21 protein-coding genes and 3 pseudogenes are annotated in these 21,198 nt (G+C 39.0%); 11 read left to right on the forward strand and 13 right to left on the reverse strand.

The window, feature by feature from the left end:
• Positions 1–44: 44 nt before the first annotated feature.
• Entirely contained in the window at positions 45–1,292 is a 1,248-nt protein-coding gene (locus NML69_RS08105; RefSeq protein ID WP_254726269.1) for a carbohydrate-binding domain-containing protein, read from the forward strand.
• Between the two features lie 61 nt (positions 1,293–1,353).
• On the opposite strand, the pseudogene NML69_RS09940 reads toward NML69_RS08105, so the two are convergent.
• Positions 1,354–1,488, reverse strand: a pseudogene (locus tag NML69_RS09940) (low temperature requirement protein A); the annotation flags it as partial.
• Positions 1,489–1,718: 230 nt separating this feature from the next.
• Between NML69_RS09940 and NML69_RS08110 the strand changes: the two are divergent.
• From NML69_RS08110 to rpsD, 10 genes are all read left to right on the forward strand, one after another.
• Positions 1,719–2,435: an ABC transporter ATP-binding protein gene (locus NML69_RS08110; protein WP_254726271.1), complete on the forward strand. Its 717-nt coding sequence runs from the start codon at positions 1,719–1,721 to the stop codon at positions 2,433–2,435.
• 1 nt (position 2,436) lies between these two features.
• Positions 2,437–3,519, forward strand: coding sequence for an ABC transporter permease (locus tag NML69_RS08115; protein ID WP_084868589.1), 1,083 nt, complete (start codon positions 2,437–2,439; stop codon positions 3,517–3,519).
• 39 nt (positions 3,520–3,558) lie between these two features.
• Positions 3,559–4,182, forward strand: coding sequence for a TetR/AcrR family transcriptional regulator (locus tag NML69_RS08120; protein WP_084868588.1), 624 nt, complete (start codon positions 3,559–3,561; stop codon positions 4,180–4,182).
• A gap of 272 nt (positions 4,183–4,454) precedes the next feature.
• Positions 4,455–5,219: a nucleoside phosphorylase gene (locus NML69_RS08125; RefSeq protein ID WP_084921515.1), complete on the forward strand. Its 765-nt coding sequence runs from the start codon at positions 4,455–4,457 to the stop codon at positions 5,217–5,219.
• A 33-nt stretch (positions 5,220–5,252) separates the two neighbouring features.
• Entirely contained in the window at positions 5,253–6,632 is a 1,380-nt protein-coding gene (locus NML69_RS08130; RefSeq protein WP_254726273.1) for a TrkH family potassium uptake protein, read from the forward strand.
• A gap of 13 nt (positions 6,633–6,645) precedes the next feature.
• A complete protein-coding gene (locus NML69_RS08135) occupies positions 6,646–7,311 on the forward strand; it encodes a TrkA family potassium uptake protein (RefSeq protein WP_038806509.1) in 666 nt (221 codons plus the stop codon).
• A gap of 154 nt (positions 7,312–7,465) precedes the next feature.
• Positions 7,466–9,553: a fibronectin-binding SSURE repeat-containing protein gene (locus NML69_RS08140; RefSeq protein ID WP_254726275.1), complete on the forward strand. Its 2,088-nt coding sequence runs from the start codon at positions 7,466–7,468 to the stop codon at positions 9,551–9,553.
• An 80-nt stretch (positions 9,554–9,633) separates the two neighbouring features.
• Positions 9,634–10,332 (forward strand): response regulator transcription factor, encoded by a 699-nt coding sequence (locus NML69_RS08145; RefSeq protein WP_254726277.1) that lies wholly within the window; start codon positions 9,634–9,636, stop codon positions 10,330–10,332.
• Positions 10,329–11,363: a cell wall metabolism sensor histidine kinase WalK gene (locus NML69_RS08150; RefSeq protein WP_254726279.1), complete on the forward strand. Its 1,035-nt coding sequence runs from the start codon at positions 10,329–10,331 to the stop codon at positions 11,361–11,363. The genes NML69_RS08145 and NML69_RS08150 overlap by 4 nt, the downstream gene beginning before the upstream one ends.
• 202 nt (positions 11,364–11,565) lie before the next feature.
• Complete coding sequence (gene rpsD / locus NML69_RS08155) at positions 11,566–12,177, forward strand: 30S ribosomal protein S4 (protein WP_000092756.1); 612 nt, start codon at positions 11,566–11,568, stop codon at positions 12,175–12,177.
• Between the two features lie 132 nt (positions 12,178–12,309).
• Here the strand turns inward: rpsD and NML69_RS08160 are convergent, their stop codons facing one another.
• The 12 genes and pseudogenes from NML69_RS08160 to NML69_RS08215 all read right to left on the reverse strand — a co-directional run bounded on the left by NML69_RS08160 (position 12,310) and on the right by NML69_RS08215 (position 21,173).
• Positions 12,310–12,828 carry an HXXEE domain-containing protein gene (locus tag NML69_RS08160; protein WP_254726281.1) on the reverse strand — a complete coding sequence of 173 codons (519 nt, stop codon included), beginning with the start codon at positions 12,826–12,828 and terminating at the stop codon, positions 12,310–12,312.
• A 321-nt stretch (positions 12,829–13,149) separates the two neighbouring features.
• A complete protein-coding gene (locus NML69_RS08165) occupies positions 13,150–13,584 on the reverse strand; it encodes a protein-export chaperone SecB (protein WP_254726283.1) in 435 nt (144 codons plus the stop codon).
• The gene (locus NML69_RS08170; RefSeq protein ID WP_254726285.1) at positions 13,584–13,928 is read right to left on the reverse strand and encodes a hypothetical protein; all 345 of its coding nucleotides are present in this window, start codon (positions 13,926–13,928) and stop codon (positions 13,584–13,586) included. Before NML69_RS08170 ends, NML69_RS08165 begins: the two co-directional genes overlap by 1 nt.
• 14 nt (positions 13,929–13,942) lie before the next feature.
• On the reverse strand, positions 13,943–14,530 hold the full coding sequence (locus tag NML69_RS08175) for a hypothetical protein (protein WP_254726287.1): 588 nt from the start codon (positions 14,528–14,530) through the stop codon (positions 13,943–13,945).
• Positions 14,531–14,772: 242 nt separating this feature from the next.
• Positions 14,773–15,482: pseudogene (locus tag NML69_RS08180) on the reverse strand (tyrosine-type recombinase/integrase); the annotation flags it as partial.
• Between the two features lie 51 nt (positions 15,483–15,533).
• On the reverse strand, positions 15,534–16,385 hold the full coding sequence (locus NML69_RS08185) for an IS30 family transposase (RefSeq protein WP_254726289.1): 852 nt from the start codon (positions 16,383–16,385) through the stop codon (positions 15,534–15,536).
• A 417-nt stretch (positions 16,386–16,802) separates the two neighbouring features.
• Positions 16,803–18,068 (reverse strand): annotated as a pseudogene (locus NML69_RS08190) (tyrosine-type recombinase/integrase).
• Positions 18,069–18,162: 94 nt separating this feature from the next.
• On the reverse strand, positions 18,163–18,423 hold the full coding sequence (locus tag NML69_RS08195) for an AlpA family transcriptional regulator (protein ID WP_198458973.1): 261 nt from the start codon (positions 18,421–18,423) through the stop codon (positions 18,163–18,165).
• Positions 18,420–19,001 (reverse strand): replication protein, encoded by a 582-nt coding sequence (locus tag NML69_RS08200; protein ID WP_084925272.1) that lies wholly within the window; start codon positions 18,999–19,001, stop codon positions 18,420–18,422. The genes NML69_RS08195 and NML69_RS08200 overlap by 4 nt, the downstream gene beginning before the upstream one ends.
• A 158-nt stretch (positions 19,002–19,159) precedes the next feature.
• Entirely contained in the window at positions 19,160–19,786 is a 627-nt protein-coding gene (locus NML69_RS08205) for a hypothetical protein (protein ID WP_198458972.1), read from the reverse strand.
• Complete coding sequence (locus NML69_RS08210; RefSeq protein ID WP_198458971.1) at positions 19,783–20,859, reverse strand: cell division protein FtsK; 1,077 nt, start codon at positions 20,857–20,859, stop codon at positions 19,783–19,785. Before NML69_RS08210 ends, NML69_RS08205 begins: the two co-directional genes overlap by 4 nt.
• Positions 20,859–21,173 (reverse strand): hypothetical protein, encoded by a 315-nt coding sequence (locus NML69_RS08215; RefSeq protein ID WP_198458970.1) that lies wholly within the window; start codon positions 21,171–21,173, stop codon positions 20,859–20,861. Before NML69_RS08215 ends, NML69_RS08210 begins: the two co-directional genes overlap by 1 nt.
• Positions 21,174–21,198 lie beyond the last annotated feature (25 nt).

Consider the following 21,198-nt stretch of genomic DNA (forward strand, 5'->3'; position numbering starts at 1 on the left):
CTGTAGACTGTCTAGCTATATCATACGAAGGAGAGGAAAAAGGTATGAAATCAAAAAAATGGACCCTACTCGCAACGAGTTTAACGGCAATGGTGCTGATGGCAGCATGTGCCCAGTCAACAACTACATCCAATACCAATGCAACGACAAATAGTGCAACAACAACTGCAACAAAGACAAACCAATCTTCCTATTTTACAGAGAAGGACAATGATAATTCTTATGATGAAAGTACAGCTTCTAAGATTGAGTTATCTGGCTCATCAGCAAACGTCTCTGGAGATGGGGTGACAGTCTCTGGATCAACAGTGACCATCACAAAATCTGGGACCTATGTGATTTCAGGTCAGTCTGACGGAGTGCAGATCAAGGTCGAGGCAGATAAGTCGGCAGATGTTCATCTAGTCCTAAAAGGTGCGACCATGACCAATACCAATGCAGCGATTTCAGCGACATCAGCTGGCCACGTCTACTTAACTCTAGCAGAGGGAACCACCAATAGTCTCTCTGACTCAAGCTCTAACAGCGACGAAAAGGCTGACGCAGCTCTCTTTTCTAAGGTGGATTTGACCATCAACGGGAAAGGAACTCTCAATGTAGATGGCAAGAAGAACAACGGTATCAAGGCCAATGACACTCTCTATATCACGGGTGGAACCTATAACATCACAGCAGTCGGCGATGCCTTTAATGTCAATGATGAACTCAACATCACTGGTACAACCATGACTATCGATGCCAAGGAAGATGGCGTAAAGGTCGACAATGATGACGATATGACTGTCGGTAATATGTATTTGGCTAACAATACCATAACAGTCACAGCAGGAGATGATGGAATTCACGCTTCTGGTAACCTAGTGATTGATAGCGGTACCTATACCGTTAAGAATTCAACAGAAGGGATAGAAGGAAAATCTATCACCATAAACGACGGCGATATCAATGTCTATGCGACAGATGATGGAGTCAATGCAGCAAATAAAAATGCCCAACAAAGTGAGATTTTCTTTACTATGAACGGTGGGAACCTGACAATAGAAGTTGGTCAAGGGGATACAGATCCAATCGACTCAAACGGGGATATCACGGTTACAGGTGGAACCATTAAAATGATTGGTCAAACAGGTTTTGACTTTGATGGAACGGCGACCTATACAGGTGGTGACATCTATCTCAACGGCGAAAAACAAACGGAAATCGTCAACTCTATGCCTGGAGGCGGTGGACCAAATGGAGGCCCTCAAGGAAATGGTGGTCCTGGCGGTCCAGCCCCTGGCGGACGAGGATAAAAAAGAATCTCCTTTCTCGAAAGAGAAGGGAGAGTTTTTATGTTTGAGAGATGGATTGTAGCTAAAACAACTCCCCATTAGGTCTTGAAAATTTCTTAGTCTGTTTCATATAAAAATGAGTAAAATGAATTTCCATCGCCAAGGTCATTAGAGTTGCGATAGCAATGACGATGCTAGGATTGGCTGAGAAAAGCAGAGGAAGAATAGGCCTTTAAAAAGTGGACAGGAAAGACGATATCGGAGTATCGAGAAGAGATTCAGAAACACTCCTAAAATCAGAGATATTTTTAATAAGCATCAGATAATATCATCTGGTGTTTTTATTTTTTTAAAGAATTTCAACTTTTTTCTTGACAAGTGAGTGATTACTCACTATAATAGGTTTATATTTAGTAAGTGAGTAATCACTCACCAAGGAGGAAGTAAATGAAAACGTTACTACATTTACAAGATTTAGTAAAATCTTTTGACCATCAAATAGTTCTGAATCATGTCAGCTTTGAATTGCAGACAGGAGAAATTATAGGATTAATTGGTCCGTCTGGTGCTGGTAAATCAACTATGATTAAGACTGCGTTAGGAATGGAAAAGGCTGATGGAGGCGTAGCTTTAGTGTTAAATCACACTATGCCCAATCGCCATATTTTAGGAGATATTGGTTATATGGCCCAGTCAGATGCCTTATATGAGGCTTTGTCAGGTCAAGAAAATCTAGAATTTTTTGGGCAGCTAAAAGGGCTATCCAAAAGAGATCTGACAGCTGAAATTACCCATGTGGCTCAAGTTGTGGATCTGACAGAGCATTTGAATAAAACGGTATCCGGTTATTCTGGAGGAATGAAGCGACGCTTGTCTTTAGCCATCGCGCTTCTGGGGAATCCTCAGCTCTTGATTTTGGACGAACCGACAGTTGGAATCGACCCTTCTCTTCGAAAGAAAATTTGGAAAGAATTATTCGCGCTTAGAGACAATGGGATTGGGATATTAGTTACTACCCATGTTATGGATGAAGCAGAGTTAGCGGATAAGGTCGGCTTGTTATTAGGTGGAAAAATCATTGCTTTTGATACACCGCAACACTTAAAAGATAGTTATCAAGTTTCAAGTATTGAAGAAGTATTTTTGAAAGCAGAAGGAGAGTAAGATGAGAACCATTGCTATTGCTAAAAAAGTTATCAAAGAATTGCTTCGTGACAAACGAACCTTGGCTATGATGTTTGTAGCGCCGGTATTTATTATGTGGCTGATGAACCTCATGTTTTCAGCTAGTACAACCGTGAATGTCAAGTTAGCGACACAAGATCTACCAACTGGTTTGGTAACGAAAATGGATGAGCTCGATCATGTGGACGTCGAGACTTATCAAGACTTAGATCAGGCTAAAAAAGCTCTAGCTGACGAGAAAGTAGATGCAGTCATATCGTATAAAGATGGTGAGTATCAGGTCGACTACGCAAATACGGATGCTTCTAAAACAACTATGACACGACAAGTGTTACGAACAAGTATCGTCAATGAAGGCACCGATCAGTTATTATCTCGTGTCAAACAAGCTCTTCCACAATTGAAATTAGATGCAAAGGCGCCTGAAATCAAAGAATCTTACCAATATGGAGATAAAAATACTGGATTCTTTGCACATATGATTCCAATTTTAATTGGCTTTGTGGTCTTTTTCTTTGTCTTTTTGATTTCTGGTATGGCACTTTTGAAAGAGCGCACAAGTGGAACCTTGGATCGCTTGTTAGCAACCCCAGTGAAACGTTCTGAAATCGTCTATGGCTATATGTTGTCTTACGGTATTATTGCGATTTTTCAAACGGCAGTTGTCGTCTTAGCAGCAATTTGGCTACTAGATGTAGAAGTTGTAGGAAATATTTTAAATGTTATAATAGTTAATGTGGTACTGGCTCTTGTAGCACTAGCTTTTGGAATTCTCTTGTCTACTCTAGCAAAATCAGAATTCCAAATGATGCAATTTATTCCTCTCGTGATTATGCCTCAACTCTTTTTCTCAGGGATTATTCCATTGTCATCCATGGGAGAATGGGCTCCAACTGTGGGGAAATTTTTGCCATTAACCTATTCTGGTGATGCAATAAGCCAGATTATTCTTTACGGACACAATCTTGGTGATATTTTGCCAAATCTTGGTGTTTTAATGATTTTCTTGATCATTTTAACAATTCTCAATATTGTTGGATTGCGTCGTTATCGTAAAGTTTAGAAATCAACATAAATAATGCTAAAAAGGTGTGAAGATTAGATGGATAAGACTGTTTTTGAATCGTTTGAAGATTACTTAGAAGAAGCGAATTACCCTCAAGGAAAGAAAAAAATCATGCAGGCAGCAGTGGATCTCATATCAACCAGGAGTTACCATGGGACCTCAACTCTTCACATAGCTGAGCGTGCTGGACTAAGTCAGGCAACTTTGTTTAAGTATTTTAAGACGAAGGATGATCTACTGACGGCTATTTTACATCCTGTAGTCCCAGGTATTTTCGGTAGTTTTTTTGAGGAACTCTTAGCTTTTGAAACGACAGAAGAGAGGGTTCGTTATCTCGTCCACGATCGTATGAGCTATCTCAAAAAAAATCGTGCTTTGATGAAAATCATTCTGCAGGAGAGTTTTTCAAATAAGAAACTAAAAAATGAACAGATTTTTATCTGGAATGCTATTCAAGATAAACTTCGAGTGCTTCATAAGGAATTGCTAGCAGATCCACGTGTGAATTCAGAGTTAACGATTCCTCAAATGGTTCGTATTTGTGTTGGTCCATTGTTGGCTTACTTCGCTCAGCTTTATATCGTTAGCGACAATGGAGAAATAAAAGAGGAAGACTTAGACTTATTAGAAAAACAGATTTTAGGTGGTTTGTGGAAATAAGGGAGTTCTAGAAGAACTAAGGTTTATTTACTTAACTTTCAAACAAGCTAAAAAAGACATGTTCTGCTTATTTCAGATCCATGTCTTTTTGTTATTGGATTTGATATGTTTTTATAAGTCCTTAATCACTTTGCCAAAACAGAAACCAACCTCTCCAGCGGTGCAACGATTTTTTAAATATATGGAAGAGGAGTTTTCTGGCTTGCTAAAGTCAACTCCTTGACACTCCGTCAGCTTTTGATACAATAGTACAAAATTAGAGGAGGTGGGTTATGATTCAGAAACATGCGATCCCCATTTTGGAGTTTGATGACAATCCCCAGGCGGTCCTTATGCCAACACATGAGGGGCTAGATTTAAAGTTGCCAAAGAAGTGCATCTATGCGTTTTTGGAGGAAGAGATTGATCGCTATGCTCAGGAAGTAGGGGCGGATTGTGTTGGTGAGTTCGTTTCGGCCACCAAGACTTATCCAGTCTATGTCCTCAACTACAAGGGCGAGGAGATCTGTCTGGCCCAGGCGCCCGTTGGGTCTGCCCCAGCGGCCCAGTTTATGGATTGGTTGATTGGCTATGGTGTGGAGCAAATCATTTCCACTGGAACCTGTGGCGTCCTAGCCGATATAGAGGAAAATGCCTTTCTCGTCCCTGTTCGGGCTCTGCGAGATGAGGGGACCAGCTACCACTATGTAGCACCTTCTCGTTATATGGAGATGCAGATTGAGGTTATCTCTGCCATTGAGCAAGTCTTGGAACAAAGAGGCATTCCCTATGAGGAAGTCATGACCTGGACGACAGATGGTTTTTACCGAGAGACAGCTGAAAAGGTTGCTTATCGTAAGGAAGAAGGCTGTGCTGTTGTGGAGATGGAGTGCTCTGCTCTTGTGGCAGTAGCTCAGCTACGTAGGGTTGTCTGGGGAGAATTGCTCTTTACTGCAGATTCCTTGGCAGATTTAGACAACTACGACAGTCGTGACTGGGGTTCAGAAGCTTTTGATAAGGCGCTCGAACTCTGTCTTGCTATTGTGCACCACATGTGAGTGCTCTTACTGTTTTTATGGTACAATGTAGCTATGTTATTCAAATCTTTTTTGGAAAAAATCAAGACGACTCTGGTTCGATTATCACCAGCCCGTCGTATCTTTTTAAGTTTTGCCCTAGTTATCTTCTTGGGTTCGCTCCTTTTAAGCCTCCCTTTTGTGCAAGCAACAACGTCACAAGCGACCTACTTTGATCATCTCTTTACAACGGTGTCCATGGTCTGTGTGACAGGGCTCTTTACCCAGTCAGTGGCTTCTACCTACAATATCTGGGGCCAGTTGATCTGTATGCTCTTGATCCAGATTGGTGGTTTGGGGCTCATGACCTTTATCGGAATCTTTTATATCCAAGGCAAGCAAAAGCTCAGTCTTCGTGGCCGGGAGACCATTCAAGAAAGTTTCAGTTATGGAGAAACCCAGTCTCTAAAGGATTTCATCCGCTCGATCTTTCTGACGACTTTTTTGGTGGAAGGGATTGGTGCCTTTCTCCTGAGTTTCCGCTTCATTCCTGAATTTGGCTGGAGCCGAGGGATGTTAACCTCTATCTTTTTGGCTGTTTCAGCTTTCTGTAATGCTGGATTTGATAATTTTGGAAGTACGAGTTTGGTAGCTTTTCAAACGGACCCCTTGATCAATCTAGTAATTGCAGGATTGATTATCACGGGTGGTCTAGGATTTATGGTCTGGTTTGACCTAGCGACCCAGATTGGGAAAAAGAAAAAACGCCGTCTGCGTTTCCATACCAAGTTGGTTCTATTTTTAACAGCGGGAATTCTGCTCTTTGGAACCGTATCGACTCTCTTAATTGAGTGGAAGAATCCTGGAACGATTGGAAATCTCAGCGCTCCAGAGAAATTGCTGGTTAGTTTCTTCCAGACCGTCAGCATGAGAACGGCAGGCTTTGCTTCCATTGACTACACTCAGGCTCGACCAGTTACCTTACTGATCTACATCCTACAGATGTTTCTGGGCGGGGCACCTGGAGGGACAGCAGGGGGGCTCAAGATTACGACCTTCTTTGTCCTGTTGGTCTTTGCTCGTAGCGAACTATTGGGTTTGCCTCATGCCAATGTGGCTCGGAGAACCATTGAACCCCGAACTGTGCAAAAATCTTTCAGTGTCTTTATTATCTTCTTGCTAACATTCTTGCTGGGCTTGATCCTACTAGGGATAACAGCAGAGGGAAATCCGCGCTTCATCTACCTCATGTTTGAGACCATTTCAGCCCTTGCGACAGTTGGGGTGACGGCAAATTTAACACCAGAGCTAGGCAAGATAGCCCTCAGCATCGTTATGTTGCTGATGTTTATCGGCCGTATTGGTCCCTTGACACTACTGGTCAGTGTAGCGGAATACCAGCCAGACAAGAAAGATACGATTCACTATATGAAAGCAGATATCACCATTGGGTAAGAAAGGAAAAACGATGTCAGATCGGACAATTGGAATTTTAGGCTTGGGAATTTTTGGGAGCAGTGTTTTGGCTGCCCTAGCCAAGCATGACATGAATATCATTGCTATTGATGACCATGAGGAACGCATTAATCAATTTGAACCTGTGCTGGCGCGTGGGGTAGTTGGAGATATCACGGATGAAGAACTCCTTCTATCAGCGGGGATTGACACCTGTGATACCGTAGTTGTCGCAACGGGTGAAAATCTGGAGTCCAGTGTTCTCGCGGTTATGCACTGCAAGAGTCTAGGAGTGCCGACTGTTATTGCCAAGGTCAAAAGTCATACAGCTAAAAAGGTTCTAGAAAAAATTGGCGCGGACGCAGTCATCTCACCAGAGTTTGAAATGGGGCGCTCATTGGCACAGACCATCCTCTTTCATAACAGTGTAGACGTCTTTCAGCTGGACAAGAATGTATCGATTGTCGAGATGAAAATCCCCCAATCATGGGTAGGTAAAAGCCTCAGTCAGCTAGATTTACGTGGGCGATACAATCTCAACGTACTTGGCTTTCGTGCCTACGAAAATGCTCCTCTGGATGTCCAATTCGGACCCAATGACCTCTTGCAGGCAGATGCCTACATCATGGCCGTCATTAATAACCAACATTTGGACACCCTGGCTGAACTGAGTGAGTAGGAGAGGAAGGGTATTCTCTTTTCAACAATTAACGAGTCAATATAAGTATTTTATAAGAGGGATTTAAGAAAAATTTTAACTTTTTCTTAATCCTTTTTAATTTTAGGAGATTATACTAGAGTCATCAAAAAAAGAAAACTCTAAGGAGAATCCTATGAAATTCAATCCAAATCAGAGATATACTCGTTGGTCTATTCGCCGTCTCAGTGTCGGTGTTGCTTCAGTTGTTGTGGCTAGTGGCTTCTTTGTCCTAGTCGGTCAACCAAGTTCTGCACGTGCTGATGTCGTCAATCCGACTCCTGCCCAAGTCGTGCCAGACGCTGCTTCGGTGAGTGAAAAGAACGACTTACCAGCAGAGGTTCTCAAAAAAGCAGTCGATGTAGCTCTTCCTTCAGAACAAGCAGACTCAGCACCTAAAGCAAGCTTGGATACTACAAGCTCTTCAGAAAAAGCGGACGCAACTGCTAAAGAGCCTGCAGTAGCGCCAAAAGAAGAAGTACAAACACAACCTGACTCTAAGAAACAAACAGAAGATGCAGTTAAACCTGTGGAAAGTTCTGCGTCTACAGTTTCTGGACAAGACCGTGAAGCCAGTGAAGCGCAACCAGCGACCACCCCAGCTGAAGTGCAAAATGGTGTGGCTGACAACACCAAAGATACAGTAGATGTCCCAGCTAGTTACCTTGACAAAGCCAATTTCCCAGGACCATTTACAGCTGGTGTCAATCAAGTCATTCCATACGAATTCTTCGCTGGTGACGGCATGTTGACTCGCCTGATCTTGAAAGCATCTGATAAGGCTCCATGGTCAGACAACGGCTCAGCTAAAAATTCAGCTCTCCCACCAGTAGAGAAATTGGGCAAAGGTCTTTACTTTTACGAAGTGGATTTAGCAGGCACCCAAGGAAAATCTGATAAAGAGCTTCTTGACCTTTTGAAACAAAATGGTACACAAAGCTATAAGGCAACCATCAAGGTGTACGGTGCAAAAGACGGCAAACCTGACTTGACTAATCTGGTAGCAACTAAAGATTTGACTGTTAATTTGAATGGCTTGACCACTCCAGCTGAAGTGCAAAAAGGTGTGGCCGACAACACCAAAGATACAGTAGATGTCCCAGCTAGCTACCTTGACAAAGCCAATTTCCCAGGACCATTTACAGCTGGTGTCAACCAAGTCATTCCATACGAATTCTTCGCTGGTGATGGCATGTTGACTCGCCTTATCTTGAAAGCATCTGATAAGGCTCCATGGTCAGACAATGGAACAGCTAAAAATCCTGCTCTCCCACCAGTAGAGAAATTGGGCAAAGGCCTTTACTTCTATGAAGTAGACTTGGCAGACACCCAAGGAAAATCTGACAAAGAGTTGCTTGACCTCTTGAAACAAAATGGAACTCAAAGCTATAAGGCTACTATCAAGGTGTACGGTGCAAAAGACGGCAAGCCTGACTTAACTAATCTGGTAGCGACTAAAGATTTGACTGTTAATTTGAATGGCTTGACCACACCAAGTCAGGTTAAAGAGTCTGTTGTTAACAATGTCAAAGACATGATTGATGTTCCAGCTAGCTACCTTGATAAGGTTAAGGTTCCTGGACCTTTCTTGGCCGGTGTCAACCAAGTTATTCCATACGAAGCTTTTGGTGGAGATGGTATGTTGACTCGCCTCTTATTAAAAGCCTCAGACAAAGCCCCATGGTCAGACAACGGAACGGCTAAAAATCCCGCTCTATTGCCACTTGAAGGCTTGGCTAAAGGCCAATATTTCTACGAAGTGGATTTGAATGGCAACACGACAGGCAAAGAAGGACAAGCCCTGCTGGATCAACTTCGAGCTAACGGAACCCATACATACCTAGCTACTGTTAAAGTCTATGGCGCTAAAGACGGCAAACCTGATTTGACCAATCTGATTGCTACTCGTCAAGTAACGATTCAGCTTCGTGGAAAAGAAATGGCGGCAATACCATCGCAACAAGGTCAGATGAATACGAAGCCTTCTGAAACAGGCTCTACAGGTACGACTGAGGGTATGATGGGTACAAATCACCATATGTCAGATATGAAAGTAGATCAACCAGCTTCTAGCCCAATGGCTAATATGATGAAAAAAGATGATAAAGCGATGCTACCAAATACTGGGGAAGCTAAAACGGCTACAGCTGGCCTTGGTATCTTTGGTCTAGCCTTGGCAGGTCTTGTTGGACTTTTGGGTTTGACAACCAAACGAGAAGATTAAGATTCAAATCACTTAAACATTAGGGAAAATAGTGTTATACTAAAGCAAGTATAACACTGTTTTTATCGAAGGAGCGTCAGATGAAAAAGACAATTTTGCTGGTTGATGATGAGATAGATATTCTAGATATTCAAAACCGCTATCTTTTACAGGCAGGTTACGATGTTTTGGTCGCCCATGATGGTAAGGAGGGATTAGAACTTTTCAGAAAAAAATCTATCGATCTCATTATCACAGATATCATGATGCCCAACATGGACGGTTATGATTTTATCAGTGAAGTTCAGTATATCGCTCCGGATCAACCCTTCCTCTTTACAACTGCTAAGACAAGCGAACAGGATAAGATTTATGGATTAAGTTTGGGAGCAGATGATTTTATAGTCAAACCCTTTAGCCCACGCGAATTGGTTTTAAGAGTGAATAATATCTTGCGTCGCCTTAGCCGTGGAGGAGAGACAGAACAGATCGAGTTTGGAGACTTGGTAATCAACCATGTGACTCATGAGGTTCGCATTGGGGAGCAACCTTTGGAATTGACAGTAAAATCCTTTGAACTTCTATGGGTATTAGCCAGCAATCCTGAGAGAGTCTTTTCAAAGACGGAACTTTACGAGAAGGTATGGCAAGAGGACTATGTGGATGATACCAATACACTCAATGTTCATATCCATGCTTTGAGGCAAGAGTTGACCAAGTATACAAATTCAAATGCTCCTGCTATCAAAACTGTCTGGGGTTTGGGCTATAAGATGGAAAAACCAAGAGGTAGAAAATGAAATTAAAAAACTATATTTTAGTGGGGTATCTAGTGTCGACTCTACTAACGATTTTGGTCGTTTTCTGGGCAGTCCAACGAATGTTGATTGAGAAAAGTGAAGTTTACTTTCTAGTTGGAATGACCTTGATTGCTAGTTTCATTGGCGCTGCAGTGAGCATCTTTCTTTTGTCGCCTGTGTTCTCTTCTCTGAAACATTTGAAAAAACAAGCTCAGGATATAGCAAGCAAGGATTTCAGCACAGAAATCGAAACCAAGGGCCCATTAGAATTTCAAGAGCTGGGCCAGGCTTTTAATGACATGTCCCACAATTTGCAAGCCACCTTTCAATCACTTGATGAGAGCGAGCAAGAAAAGAGAATGATGATTGCGCAGCTCTCTCACGATATTAAAACTCCCATTACCTCCATTCAGGTTACTGTGGAGGGAATTCTAGATGGAGTGATTAAGGAAGAGGAGCGGCTCCACTACTTAGCCACAATTGGTCGGCAAACTGAGCGTCTAAACAAGCTAGTAGAGGAATTGGATGTTTTGACTCTTAACACACAACCTCAAGAAATTGCTGATGAAGAAGTCGAAGAGGTCTTTTTAGATCAGTTGCTGATTGAGTCAATGAGTGAATTTCAACTCCAGATTGAACAAGAGGAGCGGGATGTTTACATTCAAGTATCACCTGAGTCGGCGAAAATCAAGAGCCATTCTGACAAACTTTCTCGCATTCTGGTCAATTTGTTAAACAATGCCTTTAAATATTCAGAACCAGGAACCAGAATCGAGGTTCTTGCCCAATTAAAAGAACAAGAGCTGACAATCAGTGTGAAAGACGAGGGTCAGGGGATCCTTCCTGAGGATTTGGAAAAGATCTTTAAACGGCTTTATCGTGTAGAAACTTCGCGCAATATGAAGACAGGTGGGCATGGATTAGGACTTGCGATTGCACGAGAACTAGCTCATCAGCTTGGTGGCGAAATCACAGCAGAAAGTCAATATGGCTTAGGAAGCAAGTTTACATTCAGACTCAATTTGAAATAAAGGTGTAAAATCCCTTTACAAATCTAGCTTTTCATGGTACAATAGCCTTTGTGTGAAATAGCAGCAGGAAAGCATGAAGCTCGTCAACAGGTGTCTTATGACAAGTAACCTTGGCTGTTTAGGCGAAGGGCATCTGCACGAATCAGGGCTTTCTAAGTGACTATTTCCACCGAAATATTATTTATATCAGGAGGACATACACATGTCACGTTATACAGGACCATCTTGGAAACAAGCTCGTCGCCTTGGCCTTTCACTTACAGGTACAGGTAAAGAATTGGCACGTCGTAACTACGTACCAGGACAACACGGACCAAACAACCGTTCTAAATTGTCAGAATACGGTTTGCAATTGGCTGAAAAACAAAAACTTCGTTTCACTTACGGTGTAGGTGAAAAACAATTCCGTAACTTGTTCGTACAAGCTACAAAAATCAAAGGCGGAATCCTAGGTTTCAACTTCATGCTTCTTTTGGAACGTCGTTTGGATAACGTTGTTTACCGTCTTGGTCTTGCGACTACTCGTCGTCAAGCTCGTCAATTCGTAAACCACGGTCACATCCTTGTTGACGGAAAACGCGTTGATATCCCATCATACCGCGTAACTCCAGGCCAAGTGATCTCAGTTCGTGAGAAATCATTGAAAGTTCCAGCAATCCTTGAAGCAGTAGAAGCTACTCTTGGACGTCCAGCATTCGTATCATTCGATGCTGAGAAATTGGAAGGTTCATTGACTCGCTTGCCAGAACGCGACGAAATCAACCCAGAAATCAACGAAGCACTTGTCGTTGAATTCTACAACAAAATGCTTTAATTTTAGGATATGTGATATAGAAAGCCTACAACAGTGGGCTTTTTGTTTTGTCTTAAAAAACTATAGAACACTTCTTAACTGTGAAGGAGGATAAGAAAATTCCCTGCAAAATAAAATTGCAAGGAACTTTTGTTAATGGTTATGGGTAAGCCAGGCGGAATACTTTTTCCCAAGCCAGAGAGCAAAGAGAAGATTGATGATGACGATTCCTGAACCGACCAGTGAAAATAGGAAAAATTCGCTAGTCGAAACCCGCCACAAATGTACAATGTCTGTAATAAAATAAGCACTGACAGGAAAACAAAGGATAGAAGTGATTAGAGCAGGGATATACTTGCGAAGAAAGATTGATTGTCCAATATGGAGCAAGAGATGAAGTGCAAAGGCCACAAATCCTCCTAACCAAACTAATTCGAGCGCTCTAGATTGAGTAAAATACGCTAATAAAGTGATGGATAAGACAAGAATAAACTCCTCAAAAACAGCAAGGGCAAATCCCTCTGTTGTAATTCCTTTGTGAATCTTGAGAATAGCTGGAGCCTTTTGGACCAGTAAGGTTTCGTTGAGATGAATCCAAGGGACAAGACCGATAATTTCTTCCATATCGTGAAAGATAAAAAGTAGAGGAAACATCCAAAGATAAAATGCCATAAATCTCTCCTGAAGGGCTATAAATCGCTAATCAATAAAGCAAAAAACGCCCAGTAAGGCGTTTTGAGGTAGGTGTGCTTACTTAACCTCTGTAAAAGTTAACTTATATGCTTACAAAGCTTATTCTGACAGACTTTATAACAGTCTAATAAAAAAAGGTAGAGTTTTAACTGGCATCACTATAATACAAAACTCCTCGGGCGTATTTATTTTCATCACAATTTTTACTTATTTATTTTTCTATTTCTCTAAATACCTTCTAAATGTACATTAAAGTAGAAAAAGCACGTCATTGGATCTTTGAAAAACATTACACTATTTTTATTCGTATGTTAACTTGATTGAATCTTTTTCTTCAAGCATTTTTTTAATGTTAATGACAGGTAATAGGAAGTTTGGGAACTCATTACCACGAGTGATCATATCAGATACGATAGGCCGAATATAGGACCAAAGAATTGCTAAACCATTCTCTTTAAGAAAAGTTTCAAAACTAATATCAAATTCTGTTTTGTCGTATATAAACGAAAATTCTCCTACAATATCTACAATAAGCTCAAAAGCAGAATCATCTGAAGACATATTTCCTTGCTTTGTTATTAAGTTAACGTAAGCAAGGTTTTCAGACTTTCTTATTAAAATCTGAGCAGATAATTCAGGTTTTAAATTAATAGTACTATTTGTTTGATCAAAACTAGGATTTCTTCGATATGATACTTCATTTAAAAAATAATCTTTAAATTGTAAAGAGGACATTAAGCTGCCACCTCACTACTTTCTTTTGTTGTAATTAAGTTTTCAGAATCTATTGGGAAATATGAAAAACATGATTTCTTGTTTTTTATAATATATTTAGACATTGCATCTACTTTATTTATATAATTCAAATCATAAAAATCATTTTGATTATCTAATTGAGAGGTAAAATGTATTTCATCTTTATATTTTTTAGGACTTCCTAACATATTCAAATAATAATCAAATTCATTGTTTACTGAATAGATTTTGTTGGCCTTAATATTTTCAACTAATTCTTGGAACATTGGAGAATCCATCAAAGAAAATTCTTCAGTTCCTAAAAAGTTTGATAATAAACTCATAAAAGCCTCCTTATTTATAAAATGTTTGTGATACAATTTAAATCACGTATACAAATTTCTTCTCCATTCTTACCGTTAATTACTGGTAAAAATGAAATATCAGTATATGTTTTGGACTGTACGGCTTCAAAATTCTTTCCATACTGAGACGCTAAATCAAGTAGTAGTTCAATAATTAACCCTTGATTTTGGTTAAGAAGAGTAGCTCTATTTTTGGCTCCGCTATCTGAAATACTTGCAATCTCACGTTCAATTTCAATATATGCCTTTTGTCGATATTCATCTAATATACTTTGGTTTGTTGGTTCATCCAAAATAAAAATATTGTCTATAGATTTTATAGTGATTTTGGCGTTAACTAATTCAGGCTTAACCCCAGGTTTGCTTAGTTCAAATGACTTATACTTTGCTACATAAGCAGAAGCAATAGTTTTGCCAGTATCGTTATTAAAAGGCAGAAAAAAGTAAACACCGTTACCCAAGTCGTTCGGATGTCTCTGTTTATTAATACCAGGTTTATATTTTTTATAAGAAAAACCAGCAGATAGGATCTTTTTTTTACTTTTATTGGTGGTGCCGTGCCACCCACTATATTGTAGCATAGAACCTCCTGATAAAGCTACTACCTCTATTATACTGTTAAAGATTAGATAATTCAACCATTAAGGCCTTTTTTGAAAAAATTCTAAACTATTATGAGTAGTTTTTTAACTGTAATAATGTTATAAAATTAATCTTACCAATAAAGCATCTATGGATCTTTGTATGTCTAAAATTTTATAGTAGTAATATAAAATTTTGCATTAATTTTAAGGTGTTTTATTATATCTAAATATAATAGTCTCTAATTAGTTTTTTTGATTTGTGCAAGTCGTTCTATTAAAATATCGACTGCTTCATTTTTTCGGTTAGGATCTAATTCCGCATAGATATCCATTGTGGTTGAAATAGATCTGTGAAACATACGTTCTTGCAATTCTTTCCAATTTGCTCCAGAGTTGAGCATTAAAGATGCATGAGTATGGCGGAATAAGTGAAAACGATAATCATGTAAACCTAGCTCTTTTAATCGTTTAATAAGAGTAGCTCGCTCATTTCGATCAGTCATGTAATTTCCATAGATAGTGGGAATATCAACTTAGATTTTGGAAGCCCATGTTTTTCAAAGTAATTATTCATTTCATTGTTAAAATCTTTAAGTTCTTGAATAATGGTAATAGGTACTGATACTTTGCGATTTCCTGAATCAGTTTTCGCAGAATTTTTACAAATAACCTTACCTTTAGTACCTAAAGTTTTGTCTGCTCTCCTCCACATAAGAGTTTTATTTACGTTGATTTCTGATGATTCGAAAAGTAAGTCATCAACTTCCAATGCTAATAGTTCATTAATTCGTAAGGCAGAAGCTAAAAGAGTATTACAAATAAGTTTAAAGCGCCTGTTAGCTCTTGAGTTTGGGAGCGTATCTAAGTAATTCAACCATATAGCGATATCTTTTTCATGTAGAACTTGAATTCGGTTTTGAGGTGATTTAGGCTTGGGGGGTATCCTGACTTGTTTTGCGGGATTATTCTTTAGGATAAATTGCAAGAATAAGCGCAATATTTACTCTAACTCATCCACTAGAGCTTCATAAGCAGTTCTGTAAGCTAAACATTTTCGTGGTCGGTGATTAATATCATATAAGGCCTTGTTCAAAGCCTCATCAGATATAGCAGCTAAATCTGTTTTCTTTGGGAAATATTCTCTTAGTAAGCCATTTGCGTTTTCATTGCTTCCTCTCTGCCAGGATGAATAGGCGTCCGCAAAGAAAAAGGAAATTCCTAAATTCTCTACCAGAGGATAGCAGGCGAACTCTTTTCCCCTGTCTGAAGTAAAGGTTTTAAGAGTCTTTTTTGGAAATAGCTTACAAAGTTGTTCGTTGGCTGAAAACATGGCTTTGGCTGTTCTATCTGGTATCTTGAAAGCTAAGTAAAAACGAGTTTTTCGCTCTAGAAAAGTCGCTGAACATCCCTTGCTTTTTCCTCTGGGAGACACTACAGTATCAAGCTCCCAATGGCCAAAAGTTTTACGATTCCGAATCTCTTTACGACGAAGGGCGCTTAAATCCAAATCAAGCAAACCAGCATAGAGCCAGTTATAGATGGTTTTAAAGGCTACCATTGGCTTTTGTTCAAGCTGATAGCGACCCCAAATCTGTTCAGGCGTCCAGGAGGATTTTAACCCGTCCTCAATTTCCTTTTTCAACTTTGGTGTTAAACAATACTTCCGACCTTTTTGCTTAGCCCTGTTGTTGTACTGTTCCTGTGCTAAGACTGCGGAATAAGCATTTTGGCATCGTCTTAACTCTCTTGAAATGGTAGACTTATGGACGTCAATTTGGCAAGGTTTCAAACCTAATTCCAAGTAAGCTTCTATCTTTTTTCGGTGGGTTATGGTAAGATGGGAGTAGCTCATAGTTTTTCCTCGGTTTCTGTTTGTGTGGTTACTTACAGTTTACACCAATGAAACGCTATGAGTTTTTTTGTTGCACTATATTTTACAATTTATCAAATAAAAAAGCAGTATAAGTCTGCTAAAGTTTGATATAAAGCTATTTATGAATTACCTGAGATCCAATCTTGTCAAACCAGGTCTTAAGAAAAAAGGTAGAGAAAAAGGTAGAGTTTGAATTGAAATACAGTGCAATATATCGCATTTGACAAAAAGAAAAAACGCTTGAAATCAGCGTTTTTCTTCTGTATTGATTCGTATTGAATGCTTATTTAACTTCTGTAAAGGTTGTGAATGTTATTTTAGCACCCTTTAAACACCGTCATATCAATGTTTTTAGATTATTCTATAGAAAATGTAGTCATAAATGTAGTCATTTTGCTATGCCGTCAATTTTGCAATTTCTTTGAGGTAGATTTCAACTGCTTCTGCCTTCTTTTTCGGTGCTAATTCAGCATAAGTGTCCATTGTCGTTTTGATCGACTTATGGCCCATTCTTATCTGGAGCTCTTTCCAGTTTGCACCAGCATTCAGCATCAAAGAAGCATGTGTATGACGGAAAAGGTGGAAGCCATAGTTTGGCAGTCCCAACTCAGTCAAACGCTTTTTAAGCGTTGCACGTTCATTTCTATCACACATATAGTTACCGTAAATTGTTGGGAAAATTAGGTCCACAGTTGGTAAATCATGACTCACAAAGTAATCACTCATCTCAGCATGAAAAGCTTTCAAGTCATCCAAAACTTGTCTCGGAACTGCAACTCTCCTGTTACCAGCATCAGTTTTAGCACTGCTCTTGCAAATCATCTCACCCTTGATTCCAAGTTTCTTATCTCCAGCTTTCTACATTAGCGTTTTATTGACGATAATTTCATTGGAATCAAAATCAAGATCATGAATCGTTAAAGCAAGAAGCTCATTAATTCTAAGCGCAGAAGCTAGTAACGTATCGCAGATAACCTTAAATCTTCGATTTGCTCGAGTATCAGGAAGAGTATCAAGATAGTTCAGCCAAGTAGCCAAGTCTTCTCCATGCAATACCATGATTCTCTCCTTTACCACCTTCGGTTTCGGAGGGTTTTTTACCGTCCGAGCTGGATTATGAGAAAGTTCGAAATTCGTAATCCCATAATTGAAAATATCACTGAGTTTATAGATAACTGCACCGAAATCTTTTGCGTGTCCCTTTTTGGATTTCTTTACACCGGATTCAACAGATTTTTTAGATTGTTGGGCTAATTTATTAACCTAAATCTGAATATCTGCAGATTTTATCTCTTCAGGCCTATATTCTCCAAACTTAGGGATGAGATAGGTGTCAAGATAGCTTCGAACTCGATTAATCGTATTCTGAGAAGTCACCCAAGTTACAAAACTGACAAACCAGGCTTCTGCTAATTCCTCGAAGTTATTAATCAACAAAGTTTCTTTTAGAGTTGATCCCTTTGCTTCAAAATCAATCCGAGCTTGAATGATTTTCCTGTCCAGACTTTTCAGAGTTTTAGCAGTTATAGATGATGTAACTTTTTTTCCAGTCTTAACATCTACACCAATATACACCCCACGTTGCGTATAGCTAATAGTTCCATTATTTTTGGTAGTTTTAATGACTTTTCGATTGTTGTGAATGATAGTTTCTTTCTGCATAGTAGCCTTTCACGTTCGGATATATATAAAAGGCTAAAATAACAACCTCACATTATTCTATGTGATATTACTATTTTAGCACATTTTTTTAGAATCAAGGAGTTAAATAGGTCAGTACATCCTCTATTCTATAAAACACTGTTCTAGTTCCCTCAATCGGTGGTTCAAGACGCCTTAGTCCGGTCTTCTCCCAAGACTTCAACGTATTTGGTGAAATTTTCAGTACCGAGAGCAGCTCTTTTTGAGTAAGTATACTTACATGTTTTTGAGTATTTTCTTGTTTCTGCATCAAAGCTAGCAAACAATTCAAAATCTGCTCAATTTGATTTAATTTTATGAGTTCATTATTCGTCATTTTTCACTCCCTTTTCTATGACTTGAGTGTCTACGCGAATCCAGATACTTTGCGAAAAAGTACGTCTTATCAATGATGAGATTCAACAGCGAAGGATTTTCAACTCGTGCATATCTAACAAGATTGTTAAACTCAGTAAAGTTGTGAACTTCGATAATATCAATCACAGTTGAAAGAAATTGTTCGTTATTGTTAGTGATTAGAAATTGCTCCAATTCAAAACCACAACCTGATTCAATTTCATCGATATTGTAGAGTGTTTTATCAGGATTCTCTGCGTGTATGAAATAATCGTACATTCCTTTTGGTGACATGACAACTTCTACGTGAGAAGGTGTGTTGAGTTTCTCAGTTAGTAACTCTGATACCTGCGTATAGCTTTTAAGTGATTCGAAAAATAGAACTCCGTGTTTGTGTGCTTTTTTAAATTCTCCAGTTTCTTTGTTGATGTCTTTGTCATGCCAAGGGCTCAGGACAAATGGAATATGCATTTCTTCAAGGACGTCTAAATAATTTTCCGGCGCGCTTTCTTGATAAATCAGGAATGCCCACTTATTCGAACGTTTATCTTTGGGCATGAATACCTCCTTTCAATTAGAATTTCCAAGTTTTTGCAATTCATGTGATTATTGATTATTGAACCAATGGGGGTCGTAGTAACCCCATTGGTTCTGTCAATTAGATTTTATGATAAGGCAGCACTTTCGGTCTTCACTACGTGAACCGAGTACTGCCACTAGTATCTCTTGGTAGATTTAAACCATAGTTTATTTCCTTTCCTGTCTGGTGCAGAGAAATAATAGTCTGGATTGCGACTAGAAATTTCTTCTTTGATATAGGCTTCCATATCTCTCAATAATTTCTGAGCCTGTTGCGTCTTTGGATACTTAATCACAATCGTCACAGAATCTTTTCTTACATCAACAACGCACTTAGATGTTGCTCTATTGAATTTTCTTAAAATAGGATTGAACCTTGTCACAGTAGAAGAGTTATCAATTGAAAATGCTAGTTGAGAATTCTCATCTTGTCGTAAAAACTGTGCTAGTCGAATTGTTTGATATGCAGATTTAAAGTAGTTGACAGGTGTATCATAAAGAGAACGCAGAAGTAACTCTATTATTATGAGTGCTACTGAAATTAACGATAAGAGGATAGATAGGATTTTTGTATAGTACTCACCTTGACTTATCCAATATCGTATAGTTGCAAACAGATTAGATAAGTATGTACTTTGAATATTTTCCATCAAATCATATAGGAGTTTAAATCCTAATGTAATTAAAAGGAAAAGCAAGCTATAGGTTAGAAGGATAACTGTGATATTAAATGTTCTTTGAAAGAAATTTGTTTTAACAATCATAAAATACCTTTCTTAGTGTAATACGTTGGACATAGCAAGGGAAGAACTTGATATGGATGCTCATTATCAATGATTTGAATTAATCCTGTACCTTTCCCTATCGGGATAACAATACCTTCTGGATCCAAGTCTGGGAACAAAAATTGTGTTGTTTTCTTATTGATATTTCCAATCTGGATTAGTACGTTTAATTGCTCACGAACAGAAATCGGAATTGTATTATGATCAAAACGTTGGCTAACTAATAGAAGGTGAACCCTAGTCGCTCGCCCTAGCAGAGCAATTTGGGATAAGAGGGAAAAGAAAGATTCTTTTATCGTTTTATTGACACCTTCTGAAAGAGCTAGAACTTCATCTATTACAATTGTTAAATGCTTAAATTCTTCCTCAGGATTTTCATATAGAATCTCTTGGCGTTCTTGAATAAGATTCAAACTTGAACTTAGATTTTCATTAATTTCTGATACAAAATCTGACTTAGAGCGATTACGCTGAGGATGAAAAACTGCAATCCCATTTTCACGTGCCCACCTGGAAGGTGTATCAAATTTTGGATCTACAATAATCAAGTCCGAAATATTTTTTAGTAAGCTAAGAAAATAGGTTAGAGCATAAGACTTACCAGAACCACTGTTTCCTGCAATAGCCATCGAAGTTACTTTGTTGTAATCAAGAGTAAGATTTTTCATGATTGGAATAAAATACCCTTTTTGATTGCCTACTAATTCATCTAAATCAGGAATTATTAAGCGTTCAGAGATACCTAATTTCCAAGGGAAAAATAATCCTCTTTGAACGTGGATATCATCAGTTTCAAGAGAAAGAAAGTAAGCAGAGTTCTGTTTGAGAACTGTATATCGTGGATAGAGAGCAGCATTAGCAATCAGAAAAATCTTCTGATAAAGTTCATCGTCAATGATATAGCCCGATGGTAGTCTCGGTATAAACATAAAACCTTCTTGCAGGATTTTAATATCAAAACTATTAGTGTAGCTAGTCTCTCCCTGCATAATACTGCCAAGTCCCATATTTAGAGCTTGGAGCAAGTATTGAGCAAGCTCTTTATCAGTCATTATTTAACCTCTTTAAGATTATTAGCACGGAAATAGACATTGTAACCAACTTCGCAAGCTTCAAGGTTGTCAAAATCAACCATCGCTAAATATGCTGGAAGAGCAACTTCAGATTCGAATTTGACTTGGAATGGTGGCAAACCTTTTTGAGTGAACCAGGCTTTGTGGCCGATAATCTCACCAGTTGGTTGACCATCTTCAAACTTGATTTGTGCTTCAAATTCAGTACTCAAGCAGTGAATCGCTTGTTTTTGATCTACATATTGTTTAGCTGTGTTGGCTGAATAGCCGTTTTTACGGTTTCGTGTTTTCATCTGATTTACCTCTTTTAAATTTTAT

It is taken from the genome of Streptococcus sp. CF8-6, assembly GCF_024295845.1.
Lineage (GTDB): Bacteria > Bacillota > Bacilli > Lactobacillales > Streptococcaceae > Streptococcus > Streptococcus oralis_BO.

Bases quoted from the DNA above. Each gene is read 5' to 3' on its own strand.
- NML69_RS08205 (WP_198458972.1), bottom strand. From the start codon at position 19,786: ATGATTGTTAAAACAAATTTCTTTCAAAGAACATTTAATATCACAGTT.
- rpsD (WP_000092756.1), top strand. From the start codon at position 11,566: ATGTCACGTTATACAGGACCATCTTGGAAACAAGCTCGTCGCCTTGGC.
- NML69_RS08140 (WP_254726275.1), top strand. From the start codon at position 7,466: ATGAAATTCAATCCAAATCAGAGATATACTCGTTGGTCTATTCGCCGT.
- NML69_RS08115 (WP_084868589.1), top strand. From the start codon at position 2,437: ATGAGAACCATTGCTATTGCTAAAAAAGTTATCAAAGAATTGCTTCGT.
- NML69_RS08200 (WP_084925272.1), bottom strand. From the start codon at position 19,001: ATGCCCAAAGATAAACGTTCGAATAAGTGGGCATTCCTGATTTATCAA.
- NML69_RS08135 (WP_038806509.1), top strand. From the start codon at position 6,646: ATGTCAGATCGGACAATTGGAATTTTAGGCTTGGGAATTTTTGGGAGC.
- NML69_RS08110 (WP_254726271.1), top strand. From the start codon at position 1,719: ATGAAAACGTTACTACATTTACAAGATTTAGTAAAATCTTTTGACCAT.
- NML69_RS08170 (WP_254726285.1), bottom strand. From the start codon at position 13,928: ATGAGTTTATTATCAAACTTTTTAGGAACTGAAGAATTTTCTTTGATG.
- NML69_RS08215 (WP_198458970.1), bottom strand. From the start codon at position 21,173: ATGAAAACACGAAACCGTAAAAACGGCTATTCAGCCAACACAGCTAAA.
- NML69_RS08150 (WP_254726279.1), top strand. From the start codon at position 10,329: ATGAAATTAAAAAACTATATTTTAGTGGGGTATCTAGTGTCGACTCTA.
- NML69_RS08105 (WP_254726269.1), top strand. From the start codon at position 45: ATGAAATCAAAAAAATGGACCCTACTCGCAACGAGTTTAACGGCAATG.
- NML69_RS08185 (WP_254726289.1), bottom strand. From the start codon at position 16,385: ATGAGCTACTCCCATCTTACCATAACCCACCGAAAAAAGATAGAAGCT.
- NML69_RS08175 (WP_254726287.1), bottom strand. From the start codon at position 14,530: ATGCTACAATATAGTGGGTGGCACGGCACCACCAATAAAAGTAAAAAA.
- NML69_RS08210 (WP_198458971.1), bottom strand. From the start codon at position 20,859: ATGACTGATAAAGAGCTTGCTCAATACTTGCTCCAAGCTCTAAATATG.
- NML69_RS08195 (WP_198458973.1), bottom strand. From the start codon at position 18,423: ATGACGAATAATGAACTCATAAAATTAAATCAAATTGAGCAGATTTTG.
- NML69_RS08145 (WP_254726277.1), top strand. From the start codon at position 9,634: ATGAAAAAGACAATTTTGCTGGTTGATGATGAGATAGATATTCTAGAT.
- NML69_RS08165 (WP_254726283.1), bottom strand. From the start codon at position 13,584: ATGTCCTCTTTACAATTTAAAGATTATTTTTTAAATGAAGTATCATAT.
- NML69_RS08120 (WP_084868588.1), top strand. From the start codon at position 3,559: ATGGATAAGACTGTTTTTGAATCGTTTGAAGATTACTTAGAAGAAGCG.
- NML69_RS08125 (WP_084921515.1), top strand. From the start codon at position 4,455: ATGATTCAGAAACATGCGATCCCCATTTTGGAGTTTGATGACAATCCC.
- NML69_RS08160 (WP_254726281.1), bottom strand. From the start codon at position 12,828: ATGGCATTTTATCTTTGGATGTTTCCTCTACTTTTTATCTTTCACGAT.
- NML69_RS08130 (WP_254726273.1), top strand. From the start codon at position 5,253: ATGTTATTCAAATCTTTTTTGGAAAAAATCAAGACGACTCTGGTTCGA.